General features: G+C 70.2%; 14 protein-coding genes and 1 pseudogene. 9 read left to right on the forward strand and 6 right to left on the reverse strand.

The genetic code is table 11. The features are described from left to right. The first annotated feature begins 86 nt into the window (after positions 1-86). The 5 genes from ACFPZJ_RS15250 to ACFPZJ_RS15270 all read left to right on the forward strand — a co-directional run bounded on the left by ACFPZJ_RS15250 (position 87) and on the right by ACFPZJ_RS15270 (position 7,100). Positions 87-764, forward strand: coding sequence for a spermidine synthase family protein (locus ACFPZJ_RS15250; protein ID WP_381021482.1), 678 nt, complete (start codon positions 87-89; stop codon positions 762-764). Positions 765-888: 124 nt separating this feature from the next. Beyond that, positions 889-1,629, forward strand: coding sequence for a response regulator transcription factor (locus ACFPZJ_RS15255; protein WP_381021483.1), 741 nt, complete (start codon positions 889-891; stop codon positions 1,627-1,629). Further along, positions 1,626-2,738 (forward strand): sensor histidine kinase, encoded by a 1,113-nt coding sequence (locus tag ACFPZJ_RS15260; protein ID WP_381021485.1) that lies wholly within the window; start codon positions 1,626-1,628, stop codon positions 2,736-2,738. Before ACFPZJ_RS15255 ends, ACFPZJ_RS15260 begins: the two co-directional genes overlap by 4 nt. A 280-nt stretch (positions 2,739-3,018) precedes the next feature. Then, positions 3,019-6,837, forward strand: coding sequence for a multifunctional oxoglutarate decarboxylase/oxoglutarate dehydrogenase thiamine pyrophosphate-binding subunit/dihydrolipoyllysine-residue succinyltransferase subunit (locus ACFPZJ_RS15265; protein WP_381021487.1), 3,819 nt, complete (start codon positions 3,019-3,021; stop codon positions 6,835-6,837). 83 nt (positions 6,838-6,920) lie between these two features. After that, the gene (locus ACFPZJ_RS15270) at positions 6,921-7,100 is read left to right on the forward strand and encodes a DUF6104 family protein (RefSeq protein ID WP_028420339.1); all 180 of its coding nucleotides are present in this window, start codon (positions 6,921-6,923) and stop codon (positions 7,098-7,100) included. A gap of 278 nt (positions 7,101-7,378) precedes the next feature. On the opposite strand, the gene ACFPZJ_RS15275 is transcribed toward ACFPZJ_RS15270, so the two are convergent. Further along, positions 7,379-8,239 (reverse strand): hypothetical protein, encoded by an 861-nt coding sequence (locus tag ACFPZJ_RS15275; RefSeq protein ID WP_381021488.1) that lies wholly within the window; start codon positions 8,237-8,239, stop codon positions 7,379-7,381. A 131-nt stretch (positions 8,240-8,370) separates the two neighbouring features. Here ACFPZJ_RS15275 and ACFPZJ_RS15280 point away from each other — a divergent pair, with 131 nt between their 5' ends. Next, positions 8,371-9,342 (forward strand): DUF4097 family beta strand repeat-containing protein, encoded by a 972-nt coding sequence (locus ACFPZJ_RS15280; RefSeq protein ID WP_381021489.1) that lies wholly within the window; start codon positions 8,371-8,373, stop codon positions 9,340-9,342. A 1-nt stretch (position 9,343) separates the two neighbouring features. Further along, positions 9,344-10,414, forward strand: coding sequence for a PadR family transcriptional regulator (locus tag ACFPZJ_RS15285; protein WP_381021491.1), 1,071 nt, complete (start codon positions 9,344-9,346; stop codon positions 10,412-10,414). Positions 10,415-10,465: 51 nt separating this feature from the next. Here ACFPZJ_RS15285 and ACFPZJ_RS15290 read toward each other — a convergent pair. The 5 genes and pseudogenes from ACFPZJ_RS15290 to ACFPZJ_RS15310 form a co-directional block, all read right to left on the reverse strand. Further along, positions 10,466-10,660: pseudogene (locus ACFPZJ_RS15290) on the reverse strand (hypothetical protein); the annotation flags it as partial. Further along, positions 10,657-11,223, reverse strand: a complete 567-nt coding sequence (locus tag ACFPZJ_RS15295; protein ID WP_381021493.1) for a Clp protease N-terminal domain-containing protein — start codon at positions 11,221-11,223, stop codon at positions 10,657-10,659. The pseudogene ACFPZJ_RS15290 and the gene ACFPZJ_RS15295, both read right to left, overlap by 4 nt. Further along, positions 11,223-11,432 carry a helix-turn-helix domain-containing protein gene (locus ACFPZJ_RS15300; protein WP_381021495.1) on the reverse strand — a complete coding sequence of 70 codons (210 nt, stop codon included), beginning with the start codon at positions 11,430-11,432 and terminating at the stop codon, positions 11,223-11,225. Before ACFPZJ_RS15300 ends, ACFPZJ_RS15295 begins: the two co-directional genes overlap by 1 nt. A 117-nt stretch (positions 11,433-11,549) precedes the next feature. Further along, positions 11,550-12,515 (reverse strand): zinc-binding dehydrogenase, encoded by a 966-nt coding sequence (locus ACFPZJ_RS15305; protein ID WP_381021496.1) that lies wholly within the window; start codon positions 12,513-12,515, stop codon positions 11,550-11,552. 233 nt (positions 12,516-12,748) lie between these two features. Then, positions 12,749-13,978 (reverse strand): NAD(P)-dependent malic enzyme, encoded by a 1,230-nt coding sequence (locus ACFPZJ_RS15310; protein WP_381021498.1) that lies wholly within the window; start codon positions 13,976-13,978, stop codon positions 12,749-12,751. 597 nt (positions 13,979-14,575) lie between these two features. On the opposite strand from ACFPZJ_RS15310, the gene ACFPZJ_RS15315 reads away from it, so the two are divergent. Both ACFPZJ_RS15315 and ACFPZJ_RS15320 read left to right on the forward strand, forming a co-directional pair. Beyond that, positions 14,576-15,535 carry an ABC transporter substrate-binding protein gene (locus ACFPZJ_RS15315; RefSeq protein WP_381021500.1) on the forward strand — a complete coding sequence of 320 codons (960 nt, stop codon included), beginning with the start codon at positions 14,576-14,578 and terminating at the stop codon, positions 15,533-15,535. Between the two features lie 32 nt (positions 15,536-15,567). Continuing rightward, positions 15,568-16,497, forward strand: coding sequence for an amino acid ABC transporter permease (locus tag ACFPZJ_RS15320; protein WP_381021502.1), 930 nt, complete (start codon positions 15,568-15,570; stop codon positions 16,495-16,497). The last annotated feature ends 2 nt before the right edge of the window (positions 16,498-16,499 follow it).

Raw genomic sequence — 16,499 nt, forward strand, 5'->3', positions numbered from 1 at the left:
ATCACGGCACGCCCAGCGCCGCTCGCCGATGACCGCTCGCGAAATATTCGGTGAAGCTTCCTTGGAGGATCTGCCAGGATGGCCGCATGCCCACCTCGTACGGCCATCCCGAAGTCCTGGACCGCCGCGAGGGCCCGCACGGCGAGGTCGTGCTGCGCAGGCACGGCGGCCTGTTGCAGATCATCGCGAACGGCTGTTTCCTGATGGACACCTCCGACGGCCGCTCGGAGCGCCGGCTGGTCGACGCCGCGCTCGACGCCCTGGACGGGCGCGACAAGCCCGACCTGCTCATCGGCGGACTCGGCGTCGGCTTCTCGCTCGCACACGCCGCCGCGAATCCCCGCTGGGGACGGATCACGGTCGTGGAACGCGAGCGGGCCGTCATCGACTGGCATCTCGACGGTCCCCTGTCCGAGCTCTCCGCGCGGGCTCTCGCCGATCCGCGCACGAAAATCGCGGAATCCGATCTGCGGGCGTACGTCAATGAGACATCCGACACGTACGACGCCCTGTGCCTCGACATCGACAACGGGCCCGGCTGGACCGTCACCGAAGACAACGGAAGTCTCTACTCCCCCGCCGGACTCGCCGCCTGCGCAAGCGTGTTGAGGCCGGGCGGGGTGCTGGCGGTGTGGTCGGCGCAGCCGTCTCCGGAATTCGAAGAAACCTTGTGGAATGCCGGGTTCCAACAGGTGCGTACCGAAGAGATCCCGGTTGCCCGGGGCGTTCCGGACGTCGTGCATCTCTGCGTCCGACCTGGATAGCAAAGGCGTGGTGACTCCCCGTACGCTGCTGCCCTGACGCCGATCATTCAAGCGTCAATCGCAACCATGCGCAGACCGAGGAATCACCCCACTGGTTCCGGAAATAGCACCTCAGGGGCGGGCGATGGAGCAGACACACACCTCCCACAACGGCACGGCGGCGGCTACCCCGGGCGCACAGCGCCGGGTCCTGGTGGTCGAGGACGACGCGACGATCGTGGACGCCATCGCGACCCGCCTGCGCGCCGAGGGATTCCTGGTGCAAACGGCGGGCGACGGTCCGGCCGCGGTCGACACGGCGGAGGCATGGCAGCCCGACCTGCTGATTCTCGACATCATGCTGCCGGGCTTCGACGGTCTGGAGGTCTGCCGGCGCGTGCAGGCCCAGCGGCCGGTGCCGGTGCTGATGCTGACCGCGCGCGACGACGAGACCGACATGCTCGTCGGGCTGGGCGTCGGCGCGGACGACTACATGACCAAACCGTTCTCGATGCGGGAACTGGCCGCACGCGTGCACGTGCTGCTGCGCCGTGTGGAGCGCGCGGCGCTGGCCGCCGCTACGCCGCGCAGCGGCATCCTGCGGCTGGGCGAACTGGAGATCGACCACGCGCAGCGCCGAGTGCGGGTCAAGAGTGAGGACGTCCACCTGACGCCCACCGAGTTCGACCTGCTGGTGTGCCTGGCGAACACCCCGCGCGCGGTGCTCTCCCGTGAGCAGCTGCTGGCCGAGGTGTGGGACTGGGCGGACGCCTCCGGCACCCGGACCGTCGACAGCCACATCAAGGCGCTGCGCCGGAAGATCGGCGCCGAGCGGATCCGCACCGTGCACGGTGTCGGCTACGCCCTGGAGACGCCGACGCCATGAGCGCCGGGCCGGCCGGACGGAGAGGCCCCGGGGAGTTCGAACCCTGGGGCGGCGTACGCCCTTTCTCGATCAAGACCAAGCTGACCGTCCTGGTGGTCATCTCGGTGCTGATCACCACCGGACTGTCGATGATCGCGGTGCACACCAAGACCGAGCTGCGCTTCATCACGGTCTTCTCGATGATCGCCACCCTGCTCATCACGCAGTTCGTGGCGCACTCGCTGACCGCGCCGCTGGACGAGATGAACACCGTGGCCCGGTCGATCTCGCAGGGCGACTACACCCGCAGGGTGAGCGAGAACCGCCGTGACGAGCTGGGCGACCTGGCGCAGACGATCAATGTCATGGCCGACGAGCTGGAGGCCCAGGACCGGCAGCGCAAGGAGCTGGTCGCCAACGTCTCGCACGAGCTGCGCACGCCCATCGCGGGGCTGCGCGCGGTGCTGGAGAACATCGTCGACGGTGTCACGGAGGCCGACCCGGAGACGATGCGCACGGCCCTGAAGCAGACCGAGCGGCTGGGCCGGCTGGTGGAGACGCTGCTGGACCTGTCCCGCCTCGACAACGGCGTCGTCCCGCTGAAGAAGCGGCGGTTCGAGGTGTGGCCGTACCTGTCGGGCGTGCTGAAGGAGGCCAACATGGTCGCCTCCGTGCGGGCCGGCATCGCCACGGGGTCGGGCAGTCACACCCGTACCGACGTCCATCTGCACCTCGACGTCTCGCCCCCCGAACTCACCGCGCACGCCGACCCGGAACGCATCCACCAGGTCGTCGCCAACCTCATCGACAACGCGGTCAAGCACAGCCCGCCGCACGGCCGGGTGACGGTCAAGGCGCGGCGCGGAGCGCAGCCGGAGTCGCTGGAGCTGGAGGTCCTGGACGAGGGCCCCGGCATTCCCAAGTCCGAGTGGCACAAGGTCTTCGAGCGTTTCAACCGGGGTAGCGCCTCCCGGCCGCAGGGCCCGGGCAGCGACGGCGGCACGGGTTTGGGCCTGGCGATCGCCCGCTGGGCGGTGGATCTGCACGGCGGCCGGATCGGAGTGGCCGAATCCGAGCGGGGTTGCCGGATTCTTGTCACCCTTCCGGGACTGCCTTCTGTGCCAAGTTGACGTAAAGTTCGAAGCGGAGCCACAAGATCCGTACGCGTCCGCGCTGGCGGACACGTGTGATCAGGCAAGGCCCGCGTGTTCCAGGCGCCGGGTCCGGGTCGGCCCTTCCCATCTGAAGCGGAACCACGCTTGTTTCCCGCCATTTCCAGGCCCGAAACACGCTCTGAGATGTGACTTACGCGACGATGAACGGGCCCGACCTGACCTTCCCGGTCCGGGAGGCGTAGCCTTTATTCCCGCTGTCCATCACCTTGTGAAGCGGAAGAGGGCGGTTGCCGCCGTGTCGCCACAGTCCCCCAGTAACTCGAGCATCTCGACCGACTCCGACCAGGCGGGCAAGAACCCCGCCGCGGCGTTCGGCCCCAACGAGTGGCTCGTCGACGAGATCTATCAGCAGTACCTCCAGGACCCCAATTCGGTAGACCGCGCCTGGTGGGACTTCTTCGCCGACTACAAGCCGGGGGCCGCTGCCACCCCGGCTCCGGCGGGTACCGCGGCCGCGGGGGCCGCGGGGACCACCAGCACGGCCCAGCAGGCGGCTCCCGCCGCCCCGGCCCAGCCCCCGGCTGCGGCCCCCGCCCCCGCGGCCGCGAAGCCCGCCGCCGCGCAGGCTCCCGCTCAGGCGCAGCCCGCCGCGCAGGCCCCGGCTCCCGCGAAGGCCGCCGCTCCGGCTCCGGCCGCCAAGCCCGCCGCAGCGAAGCCGAAGGCCGCACCCGCCGCCGAGGCCCCCGCGGGTCCCGAGCAGGTCGTGCTGCGGGGCCCCGCCGCCGCCGTGGCGAAGAACATGGACGCCTCGCTGGAGCTGCCCACGGCCACGTCCGTGCGGGCGGTCCCGGTGAAGCTGCTGTTCGACAACCGCATCGTCATCAACAACCACCTCAAGCGGGCCCGCGGCGGGAAGATCTCCTTCACGCACATCATCGGCTACGCGATGGTCCAGGCCATCAAGGCGATGCCGTCGATGAACTGGTCGTTCGCGAAGGTGGACGGCAAGCCCACCCTGGTCAAGCCGGAGCACGTCAACCTCGGTCTGGCCATCGACCTGGTGAAGCCGAACGGCGACCGCCAGCTGGTCGTCGCGGCGATCAAGAAGGCCGAGACCCTGAACTTCTTCGAGTTCTGGCAGGCCTACGAGGACATCGTCCGCCGCGCCCGCGACGGCAAGCTGACGATGGACGACTTCACCGGCGTCACGGTCTCCCTGACCAACCCCGGCGGCCTCGGCACGGTCCACTCGGTGCCGCGCCTGATGCCCGGCCAGTCGGTGATCATGGGCGTCGGCTCCATGGACTACCCGGCGGAGTTCCAGGGCACCAGCCAGGACACCCTGAACAAGCTCGGCATCTCCAAGGTCATGACGCTCACGTCGACCTACGACCACCGGGTGATCCAGGGCGCCGCCTCCGGCGAGTTCCTCCGCCAGGTCGCGAACCTGCTGCTCGGCGAGAACGGCTTCTACGACGACATCTTCGAGGCGCTGCGCATCCCCTACGAGCCGGTCCGCTGGCTCAAGGACATCGACGCCAGCCACGACGACGACGTCACCAAGGCCGCCCGCGTCTTCGAGCTGATCCACTCCTACCGGGTCCGCGGCCACGTGATGGCCGACACCGACCCGCTGGAGTACCGCCAGCGCAAGCACCCCGACCTCGACATCGTCGAGCACGGGCTCACGCTGTGGGACCTGGAGCGCGAGTTCGCCGTCGGCGGCTTCGCCGGCAAGTCGATGATGAAGCTGCGCGACATCCTCGGCGTGCTGCGCGACTCGTACTGCCGCACCACCGGCATCGAGTTCATGCACATCCAGGACCCCAAGCAGCGCAAGTGGATCCAGGACCGCGTGGAGCGCCCGCACTCCAAGCCGGAGCGCGAGGAGCAGCTGCGCATCCTGCGGCGCCTGAACGCTGCCGAGGCTTTTGAGACGTTCCTGCAGACGAAGTACGTCGGCCAGAAGCGCTTCTCCCTGGAGGGCGGCGAGTCCGTCATCCCGCTGCTCGACGCGGTGCTCGACTCCGCCGCCGAGTCGCGGCTGGACGAGGTCGTCATCGGCATGGCCCACCGCGGCCGCCTGAACGTGCTCGCCAACATCGTCGGCAAGTCGTACGCGCAGATCTTCCGCGAGTTCGAGGGCAACCTCGACCCGAAGTCGATGCACGGCTCCGGCGACGTGAAGTACCACCTGGGCGCCGAGGGCACCTTCACCGGCCTGGACGGCGAGCAGATCAAGGTCTCGCTCGTGGCCAACCCCTCGCACCTGGAGGCGGTGGACCCGGTCCTGGAGGGCGTCGCCCGCGCCAAGCAGGACATCATCAACAAGGGCGGTACGGACTTCACGGTCCTGCCGGTCGCGATCCACGGCGACGCGGCCTTCGCGGGCCAGGGCGTGGTGGCCGAGACCCTGAACATGTCGCAGCTGCGCGGCTACCGCACCGGCGGCACGGTCCACATCGTCATCAACAACCAGGTCGGCTTCACCGCCGCCCCGGAGTCCTCGCGTTCGTCGATGTACGCGACGGACGTGGCCCGCATGATCGAGGCCCCGATCTTCCACGTCAACGGCGACGACCCGGAGGCCTGCGTCCGCGTGGCGCGCCTGGCCTTCGAGTTCCGCCAGGCCTTCAACAAGGACGTGGTGATCGACCTCATCTGCTACCGCCGCCGCGGTCACAACGAGTCGGACAACCCCGCCTTCACCCAGCCGCTGATGTACGACCTGATCGACAAGAAGCGCTCGGTGCGCAAGCTGTACACCGAGTCCCTGATCGGTCGCGGCGACATCACGCTGGAGGAGGCCGAGCAGGCGCTGCAGGACTACCAGGGCCAGCTGGAGAAGGTCTTCACCGAGGTCCGCGAGGCCACCTCGCAGCCCACGATCGTGGAGACCTCCGACCCGCAGGCCGAGTTCCCGGTCGCCGTGAACACCGCGGTGACCACGGAGGTCGTCAAGCGGATCGCCGAGTCCCAGGTCAACATCCCCGACCACATCACCGTCCACCCGCGTCTGCTGCCGCAGCTGCAGCGCCGGGCGGCGATGGTCGAGGACGGCACGATCGACTGGGGCATGGGCGAGACCCTCGCCTTCGGCTCGCTGCTCCTGGAGGGCGTCCCGGTCCGCCTGGCGGGCCAGGACTCGCAGCGCGGGACGTTCGGCCAGCGGCACGCGGTGATCATCGACCGCAACACGGGCGAGGAGTACACGCCGCTGCAGTACCTCTCCGAGGACCAGGCGCGGCTGAACGTGTACAACTCCCTGCTGTCCGAGTACGCGGCGATGGGCTTCGAGTACGGCTACTCGCTGGCCCGGCCCGACGCGCTCGTGCTGTGGGAGGCCCAGTTCGGCGACTTCGTCAACGGCGCCCAGACGGTCGTCGACGAGTTCATCTCCTCGGCGGAGCAGAAGTGGGGCCAGACCTCCGGCGTCACCCTGCTCCTCCCGCACGGCTACGAGGGCCAGGGCCCGGACCACTCCTCGGCCCGCCCGGAGCGCTTCCTGCAGCTGTGCGCGCAGAACAACATGACGGTCGCGATGCCGACGTCCCCGTCGAACTACTTCCACCTCCTGCGGTGGCAGGTGCACAACCCGCACCACAAGCCGCTGGTCGTCTTCACCCCGAAGTCGATGCTGCGCCTGAAGGCGGCGGCCTCGAAGGCGGAGGAGTTCACCACGGGCCAGTTCCGCCCGGTCATCGGCGACAGCTCGGTCGACCCGGCCGCCGTCCGCAAGGTCGTCTTCTGCTCCGGCAAGGTCTACTACGACCTCGACGCCGAGCGGCAGAAGCGGGGCGTCACGGACACCGCGATCATCCGCCTCGAGCGGCTGTACCCGCTGCCGGGTGCCGAGCTCCAGGCCGAGATCAAGAAGTACGCGAACGCCGAGAAGTACCTGTGGGCCCAGGAGGAGCCGGCGAACCAGGGTGCCTGGCCGTTCATCGCGCTCAACCTGATCGACCACCTCGACCTGGCGGTCGGCGCGGACATTCCGCCCGGCGAGCGCCTGCGCCGCATCTCGCGCCCGCACAGCTCGTCCCCGGCGGTGGGTTCCGCGAAGCGGCACCAGGCCGAGCAGGAGCAGCTGGTGCGTGAGGTGTTCGAGGCGTAGCCTCGCAGGGTCACGCGTCACCGGGCCGCATCCCCTCGTCGGGGGTGCGGCCCGGCCGCATGCGCCCACATATCCTTGACCGCATGTACTTCACGGACCGTGGCATCGAGGAACTGGAGAAGCGACGCGGCGAGGAGGAGATCACCTTCGAGTGGCTCGCCGAACAGCTGCGGACGTTCGTCGACCTGAACCCCGACTTCGAGGTGCCGGTGGAACGCCTGGCAACCTGGCTGGCCCGACTGGACGACGAGGACGACGAGTAGATCGGGCAGGACCCAGCGGCGGGGCGCCTCCGGGCGCCCCTTTGGTGTCTTGCCGACTCCGGAACGCTACAGCCGGCGCCGTCCACGCGCAGCCCGCGCGCCGTACACAGCCCTCGCGGTACGGGACACCTGCCGTGCGCAGCTCCTCGCGGTAGGGACACCCGCCGTGCGCAGCCCTCGCTTGCGGGACCCGCGCCACCCGCCGCCCGTGCCACACGCGACCGTTCCATGCGAGGCCCGCACCTGCCGCGCGGCGCCCCTCCCCCGCTCCGGCCCAGTCAGTCGCGCGGATGCGTCACCTCGTACGCCAAGCCCAGTGCGCCGTGCGCCAGCAGGAGCGCCCCCGTCGCGATCCAGCCGCCGCTGCGGCGTCGTACACCCCAGGCCGTGAGCGGCAGTCCTGCCGCCACCTGGGCCAGGGCGAGGGCGCGGGCGCCGGGGCCGCCCGCCCAGGGCGGCCAGGGTGGCCAGGGGCCGAGGCGGCTGCCCCGGGCGGCCGTGTCGCCCTCCGTGTGGGGCGCCTCCTGTGCTCCCGGTGGCTCCACCGCGCGTGTGCCGGGATGGTGCCGGGCGGCCTCGCGGAGGCGGTCGGCGGGCTCGCCGGGGGCCAGTCCGTCGGGCAGCAGGACACCCGTACGTGTGAGGACGGCCAGCAGGCCCCGCATCCGGGCGCGGGCGTCGGCCGCGGCGTCCGGTTTCGTGAGGTGGTCCAGGTCCTGCATGTCCAGGACGGGATCCAGGCCCAGGCGAGCGGCGAAGGTGCGCATGGCCTCCTCCTCGCCGGCCGGGGTGCCGTTCCTGAGCCAGACGTAGCCGACCGGTCGGCGGAAACCGGAGGCGAGGGTGCAGCCCGCGCGGTCGGCGTCCCACCACAGGGCGAGGACGGGCCAGGGGGCGGCGACGGCCAGGGCCGTGGCCCAGCCGGTGGTGACGCGGTCGACCGGTTCGCCGCCGTGCAGCCAGGGACCGCCCTCAGGGACCAGGACGCTCCACTCCTCACCGGCCGGGGCGATGTGCATGGGCTCGCGCAGCAGGGGAGCGACGGAGAGGACAGACGCGGGGTCCGCACGGCACAGCAGCAGGGCACCGGGCGCGGGACCGGCGGCCCGTCCACCGGCCGCGAACTCATCCGTCGACATGCTCACACGCTAGGACAATTTGTCCGTTTGGAGGGATGTGCGATCACGCGAACGAGTGTCTTGACTTTCCGCGGCCGCGATATATCGTGTTTCACGTTAGACGCGATATGGCGTGTCGAGGAGGTCTGTCCATGTCCGAGTGGTCCGTCGCGGAGCCGATGAAGCTCACCTTCGACAAGCCCGTGAGCGAACTCCACGTGCGCATCGTCAACGGCACGGTGAACGTCGTGGGCACGGACGAGGGTTCCGCACGCCTGGAGGTCTCCGACATAGAGGGACCACCCCTTGTGGTCACCCAGCGGGACGGCACACTGACGGTGGCGTACGAGGCCCTGCCCTGGAAGGGATTCCTGAAGTGGCTCGACCGCAAGGGCTGGCGGCGCAGCGCCGTCGTCTCGCTGGCGGTCCCGGCGCACACGCGCGTGGAGGTGGGCGTGGTCAGCGCCGCCGCGATGGTCTCCGGCATCGACGGCCGTACGGAGCTCAAGGGTGCCTCCGGTGACACGACCCTGGTGGGGCTCGGCGGGCCCGTACGCGCGGACACCGTGTCGGGCAACGTCGAGGCGCAGGCCCTCAGCGGGGACCTGCGCTTCAACTCCGTCTCCGGGGACCTGACCGTGGTGGACGGCGCCGGCTCCTCGGTGAAGGCGGACTCCGTGAGCGGCTCGATGATCGTGGACCTGGACCCGGCGGGCCGCCCGACCGACGTCAGCCTGACGAGCGTCTCGGGCGAGATCGCCATCCGTCTTCCGCATCCGGCGGACGCGGAAGTGGAGGCGAACACCGCGAGCGGCTCGGTCTCCAACGCCTTCGAGGACCTCAGGGTCAGCGGCCAGTGGGGCGCCAAGCGGATCACCGGCCGGCTCGGTACGGGCAGCGGCAGACTGCGGGCCACCACGGTCTCCGGCTCGATCGCCCTGCTGCGCCGTCCGCCCCGGGAAGACGAGGACGGGCCCTGGGACGTGCGGCCGGCCGCGGGCGGCTCACCCGGCGACCCGACCGGCGGACCGGGGGACGACTCGGGGGACAATTCCGTTTCCGGCCCGGGCGAGGGAGCCACCAGCGCCCCGGCCGACGGCACGACCGACAAGAAGGTGCTCTGACATGCCTCCCGTCTTCGCCCACGGCCGCCTGCGCCTGTACCTCCTGAAACTGCTGGACGAGTCCCCGCGCCACGGCTACGAGGTGATCCGTCTCCTCGAGGAGCGCTTCCAGGGCCTGTACGCCCCGTCGGCGGGCACGGTGTATCCGCGCCTGGCCAAGCTGGAGGCCGAGGGTCTGGTGACCCACACCACGGAGGGCGGCCGCAAGGTCTACTCGATCACGGACGCGGGCCGCGCCGAGCTGGCCGACCGCAGTGGCGAGCTGGCCGACCTGGAGCTGGAGATCCGGGAGTCGGTCGCCGAACTGGCCGCCGAGATCCGGGCCGACGTGCGGGGCGCGGCGGGGGATCTGCGCCGGGAGATGCGGGCGGCGGCCAGCGAGGCCCGCCGGGACACCGGCGCCACCGGGGTGCCCGGTGCCGAGACCGGCCCCTTCGGCGACTTCGCGGACTACGGCGACAAGGAGGCCTGGCGCGCCGCCAAGGAGGAGATGCGGCGCGTCAAGCAGGAGTGGAAGGAGCAGGCCCGGCGCGCCAAGGATGAGAGCCGCCGCGCCCGTGAGGAGGCCCAGCGCGCCAGGCGCCAGGCCAAGGAGGCACAGGAGCGGGCCCGCGCCCAGGCACAGGAGGAGGTCCAGCGCATCGCCCGGCGGGTCCAGGAGCAGGTGCAGACACACTTCGCCCGGGGCGACTGGCCGACTGGGCTGCGGGAAGGCCTGAGCGAACTCGTCAAGGAGTTCGGCGAGTTCGGTGGCACCTTTGGCAAGGACACCGGGGCGGGCCACGGCTTCGGCCGCAACGGGGCGGGGAAGCCGGCCGGGGAACCCGCGTACACGTACGCCCCGGAGGACTTCCCCGCCGACTTCGAGCCGGCCTGGGCACAGGAGGGCCACCTGGACTCCACCGGCGACCCGGCCCGCGACCTGGACCGCCTGCTCGACCGCTTCCGGGACGACATCCGTGACGCGGCCCGGGACCACGGCGTCACGGCCGGGCAGCTTCGCGAGGCCCGCCGCCATCTGTCGACGGCGGCGGCCCATATAGGGGCCCTGCTGCGCGCCCCGAAGGCCTGAGCCCGCTCGCCGCCTGCCGCGCACACCGATGTCCTGAGCCGCCTGCCGCGTCGGCATCATGAGGGTGCGCACGCACCCGCCGAGGAGGTCCGCCGCCACCTGGGCGTCGGCCCCGGTGGAGCCGCGTACGGCCACGGAGATCAGGACGAGCGGCAGGGGCAGCGCGCCAAGGAAGAGGGCTCGGCGGCGGCCGGGCAGAGCCCGGTGGGTGAGCCGGGCGACTCGGCCACCGGTTCGGCGGCTCAGCCCGCCTTGGCCTCGCCGTCCCCGTACAGCACCCGCGTCAGGGACTCGTACGTCACCCCGTGGTCGGCGAGGACCTCCGCGGGCGCACCCGGCCGGACGGTCAGGGCCATCAGGATGTGCTCGTCACCGATGTGCCGGTCACGTCGGGCGAGGGCGACGCGCAGGGACTTCTCCAGAACCTCCTTGGCGCCCCGGCCGAAGCTCGTCCGGCGTCCCGACCACCACGCCCTGTCCTTCCGGTCACCGGACATGGCGCCCACCCCGTGCACCTCCTCCACCCGGGCGACGATCTCCGACACGTCGATCCCCAGGCCGGCCAGCGCGTCGGCGTCGGCCCGGGACAGCCCGGCCCGCCGCCGCGCCTCCGCCAGCGCCGCCCGCACCGACTCGCCGCGCTCGGCGAGCCCCAGGGCCGCCAGCGCGAAGGAGGCGCGGCTGCCCCGGCGGTCGAGCACGGAGAGCACCAGGTGCTCGGGGTCGACGCTCGGCGCGCCGGCCTGCTCCGCGTACTCGACCGCCCCTTTGACCACCTGACGGGCGTCCCGCGTGAACCGCTCGAACATCAATGCCTCCCGTACTTCTTGTGCACGGCCTGCCTGCTCACGCCGAGTTCGGTGGCGATCTCCTGCCACGACCAGCCCTGATGGCGCGCACTGCGCACCTGTACCGCCTCCAGCTGCTCCAGCAGCCTGCGCAGCGCGGCGACGGCCCGCAGTCCGACCCGGGGATCGCGGTCGCCCGCGCGCTCGGCGAGATCCGTTGCTTCGGTCATGACGTCAACCTACGTTGACACGCCAGCGTTGTCAACCATCGTTGACATGCGGACGGCCGGCCCGGAAACCGGACCGGCCGTCGCTCGGCAGGAACCCGTCAGGGACGCGGGTGCCGCTCAGGAGTTGGTGAGCACGATCTTCCCGAACTGATCGCCCGACGCGAGCCGTTCGAACCCCTCACGGGCCAGGTCCATCGGCAGCACCTCGTCGATGACGGGCCGCACACCGGTGGCGGCGCAGAACGCGAGCAGGTCCTCCAGCTCGTCCTTGGTGCCCATCGTCGACCCCACGACCTTGAGCTCCAGGAAGAAGATCCGGGTCAGCTCGGCGTGTGAGGGCCGGTCACCGCTGGTGGCGCCGGAGATGACCAGGGTGCCGCCGGGCTTGAGCGACTTCACCGAGTGGGACCACGTGGCCGCCCCGACGGTCTCGATGACGGCGTCGACCCGCTGCGGCAGCCGCGCGCCCGACTCCAACGCCTCCACGGCGCCCAGCTCCACGGCCCGCTTCCGCTTGGCCTCGTCCCGGCTGGTGGCGAAGACGCGCAGGCCCGCCGCCTTGCCCAGCACGATGGCGGCCGTGGCGACACCGCCGCCGGCGCCCTGCACGAGAACGGAGTCGCCGGGCCTGACCCCAGCGTTGGTGAAGAGCATCCGGTACGCCGTCAGCCAGGCGGTCGGCAGACAGGCGGCCTCCTCGAAGGAGAGCTCCCTGGGCTTCGGGAGGACGTTCCACGTCGGGACGGCGACCTGCTCGGCGAAGGTGCCCTGGTAGCGCTCGGTGAGGATGGAGCGGGGCTCGTTCGGCCCGACACCGTGACCGCTCTGGCCGATCACGGAGTGCAGGACGACCTCGTTTCCGTCCTCGTCGACGCCGGCGGCGTCGCAGCCGAGGATCATCGGCAGCTTGTCCTCTGCGAGGCCGACACCCCGCAGGGACCACAGGTCGTGATGGTTGAGGGAGGCGGCCCTGACCTTGACGGTGCTCCAGCCGGGACGGGCCTCGGGAGCCGGGCGCTCGCCCAACTCCAGACCGTTCAGCGGCTGGTCGCGGTCGATTCGGGCGGCGTAGACAGCGAACATGACCTTGACGATAGGGGCCTCACCCGGCCGACGGAACCACACACCCTTGTGAGACACACCCTCTTGCCAAGGACGCCGACCGAGCCTCCCGGGCGGCGGACCCCGGTGCGGAGCCGGACGCGGGGCGGAACCACCCGAACGGCCGCACCCCCGGGTAAAGAAACGGCCGCACCCCCGGTAAAGAAATGGCCCCGCCCAGCGGGGCGGGGCCATTCGGCCGAACACGGCTCAGCTCAGCGGCGCGCCACGCCCTCGGCCCGCGCGGCCGCGGCCACCGCTGCCGTCACGGCCGGAGCGACCCGCTCGTCGAACGGCGACGGAATGACGTAGTCCGCCGCGAGGTCGTCACCGACCACCGACGCCAGCGCCTCCGCGGCGGCCAGCTTCATCCCCTCGGTGATCCGGGAGGCCCGCACCTGCAGGGCGCCCGCGAAGATCCCCGGGAACGCCAGGACGTTGTTGATCTGGTTGGGGAAGTCGGACCGCCCGGTCGCGACGACGGCCGCGTACTTGTGCGCCACGTCGGGGTGCACCTCGGGGTTGGGGTTGGCCATCGCGAAGACGAAAGCCCCCTCCGCCATGGACGCCACCGCGGACTCCGGCACCGTACCGCCGGAGACACCGATGAAGACGTCGGCTCCGGCCAGCGCCGCCTCCAGCGACCCGGAGAGGCCCGCCTTGTTGGTGAACCCGGCCAGCTCACGCTTCACCGGCGTCAGATCGTCCCGGTCCGCCGACACGACGCCCTTGCGGTCGGCCACCGCGACGTCCCCGATCCCGGCCTCGACCAGCATCTTGGCGATCGCCACACCCGCCGCGCCCGCACCCGAGATCACGGCCCGCAGATCGCCCAGCCCGCGACCGCTCAGCCGCGCGGCGTTCCGCAGGGCCGCCAGCGTCACGACGGCCGTACCGTGCTGGTCGTCGTGGAAGACCGGGATGTCCAGCCGCTCCTGGAGCCTGCGCTCGATCTCGAAGCACCGGGGCGCCGAGATGTCCTCCAGGTTCACGCCGCCGAACGACGGCGCCATGCGGACGACCGTCTCCACGATCTCGTCGACCTCGGTGCAGTCCAGGGCGATCGGAACGGCGTCCACGCCCCCGAACTGCTTGAACAGAATCGCCTTGCCCTCCATCACCGGGAGGGAGGCCTCGGGCCCGATGTCCCCGAGCCCCAGCACGGCCGTGCCGTCCGTCACGACGGCGACCACCGACGACTTCCACGTGTAGTCGTGGACGAGGTCCGGCTGCTCGGCGATCGCGCTGCACACCTTCGCGACGCCGGGCGTGTACGCCAGGGACAGGTCGTCCTTGTCACGGACCGGCACCGTGGCCTGCACGGCCATCTTGCCGCCGCGGTGCAGCGCGAAAGCCGGATCGAACGAATCGAGGGGCTCCGCACCGCCCTCCTGACCCGTATGATCCGCGCTCTCGCTGCGAGGATTGACAATCTCCGCTGCCACTTGGTTTTACCCCTTAAGTCTTTAATGGTTGAGGGTGGCCACTCCTGGTTGAGAAGTGGGCGGGCACCGCGCACGGCCCAGGTGGTGCTCTGTACGGGATACGTACGGGCACATACGCGACGGGCGCGCCGCACACGCGCCCTGAGCCCCGGATGAGGGGTGTAAAGAACCTTCTTACCGGACGGACCGCTTCGGCGACGAGTCCATAACGCGAAGGTCACATACCGGCCGCCCGACTCATCACACGATTTCAGGACAAGCGACAGCCAAAACCGGGGCAATCGCTCAAGCGCTGACGAACACGGCACCCAGGCATCCACATCCTGAGATACGCCGAAGATCTTCCGGCCGGAAGGCAGTATTCCCGCAGAAGGTCCGGCCGTGATGTACCGGAGTGGTGTGCTTCGAGGGTCTCCCGTTATCCGATTTTGACATGGCTGGCCCCCTGAATGGCGCAGTCCGAATGGCAAGATGCGGTAATCAGACGAGGTCGCGGCACTCGAAGACGTGTGCTGTCGTCGACCTATGGCGCTGCCGACCCCCTCGGCTGCCGCCGGCCCCATCGGCAACTCCACCCATCCGCCGGAGGAACCCACCATGACCGCAAGCTCCACCCGTCGTTCGACCGCCGCGCACTCCCGGCTAGCAGCGGTCGGTGCGATCGCGGTCGCAGGCGCGCTGATGCTCACCGGATGCGGTGACCAGACCAAGGACAACGGCTCGGGCAGCCAGACCGCCAAGACCACCACGGCGCCGCTCGCCGACAAGCTGCCGCAGTCCATCCGCGACAAGGGCGTCATCAAGGTCGGTTCCGACATCGCCTACGCCCCGGTCGAGTTCAAGGACGGCTCCGGCAAGACGGTCGGCATCGACCCGGACATCGCCGCCGCCATGGGCAAGCAGCTCGGCGTGACGTTCCAGTTCGAGAACGGCACCTTCGACACCCTGATCACGGGTCTGCGCTCCAAGCGGTACGACATCGCCATGTCCGCGATGACCGACACCAAGGACCGCCAGGAGGGCATCGACTCCGACACCGGCAAGAAGGTCGGTGAGGGCGTCGACTTCGTCGACTACTTCACGGCCGGTGTCTCGATCTACACCAAGAAGGGCGACGACCAGGGCATCAAGGGCTGGTCGGACCTGTGCGGCAAGAAGATCGTGCTGCAGCGCGGCACGGTCTCCGAGGACCTCGCCAAGGCGGAGTCGAAGAAGTGCCCGGCCGGCAAGAAGATCGCCATCGAGGCCTTCGACAACGACCAGCAGGCCCAGACCCGCCTGCGCGCGGGCGGCGCGGACGCCGGATCCTCCGACTTCCCGGTCGCCGCGTACGCGGTGAAGACCTCCGGCGGCGGCAAGGACTTCCAGATCGTCGGCGAGCAGGTCGAGGCCGCTCCGTACGGCATCGCGGTCGCCAAGGACCAGACGCAGCTGCGGGACGCCCTCAAGGCGGCGCTGGACGCGATCATCAAGAACGGCGAGTACGAGAAGATCCTCACCAAGTGGGGCGTCACGGACGGCGCCGTGAAGGAAGCCACCATCAACGGCGGCAAGTGACCGCGACGCAGCGGCACTGAAAGGCAACATCCGTGACTGTTGACATCGACAAGACGGCGGGCTCGGCCGACACGCCCCCGGCCGGGCCGGAGGCCATCAAGGCCATCCCGGTCCGGCACTACGGGCGGTACGTCTCCGCCGTCGTCGCTCTCGCCCTGCTGGGCGGGATCATCTACGCGTTCTCCCAGGGCAAGATCAACTGGGGTGCGATCCCGGACTACTTCCTCGACGACCGTGTCCTCAGCGGTGTGGGCAAGACGCTGCTGATCACCGTCCTGTCCATGGTGATCGGCATCGTCGGCGGCATCCTGCTCGCCGTGATGCGCCTGTCGAAGAACCCCGTGACCTCGTGGATCGCCTGGTTCTACATCTGGTTCTTCCGCGGCACCCCGGTCCTGGTGCAGCTGGTGGTCTGGTTCAACCTGGGCCTGGTCTTCGAGTACATCAACCTCGGGCCGTTCTACCGGGACGAGTGGTCGGACTTCATGACCCCGTTCCTCACGGCGCTGCTGGGCCTCGGCCTCAACGAGGCCGCGTACATGGCGGAGATCTGCCGTGCCGGTCTGCTCTCGGTCGACGAGGGCCAGACGGAGGCGGCGCACGCGCTGGGCATGAGCCACGCCAAGACGCTGCGCCGGATCGTCATCCCGCAGGCGATGCGCGTGATCGTGCCGCCGACGGGCAACGAGGTCATCAACATGCTGAAGACGACCTCGCTGGTGTCGGTCGTCCAGTACTCCGAGCTGTTCCGTGTGGCGCAGGACATCGGCCAGACCTCCGGCGCCCCGGCCGAGATGCTGTTCCTGGCGGCGGCCTGGTACCTGCTGCTGACCTCGGTGTTCAGCGTGGGCCAGTACTACCTTGAGAGGTACTACGCCCGCGGCTCCAGCCGCCAGCTGCCGCCGACGCCGTGGCAGAAGGTCAAGGCGAACATGCTCTCCCTCTCGGCCTGGAGGCGTTGATC

Origin of the sequence: Streptomyces bullii (genome assembly GCF_042657145.1) — a bacterium.
Classification (GTDB): domain Bacteria; phylum Actinomycetota; class Actinomycetes; order Streptomycetales; family Streptomycetaceae; genus Streptomyces; species Streptomyces bullii.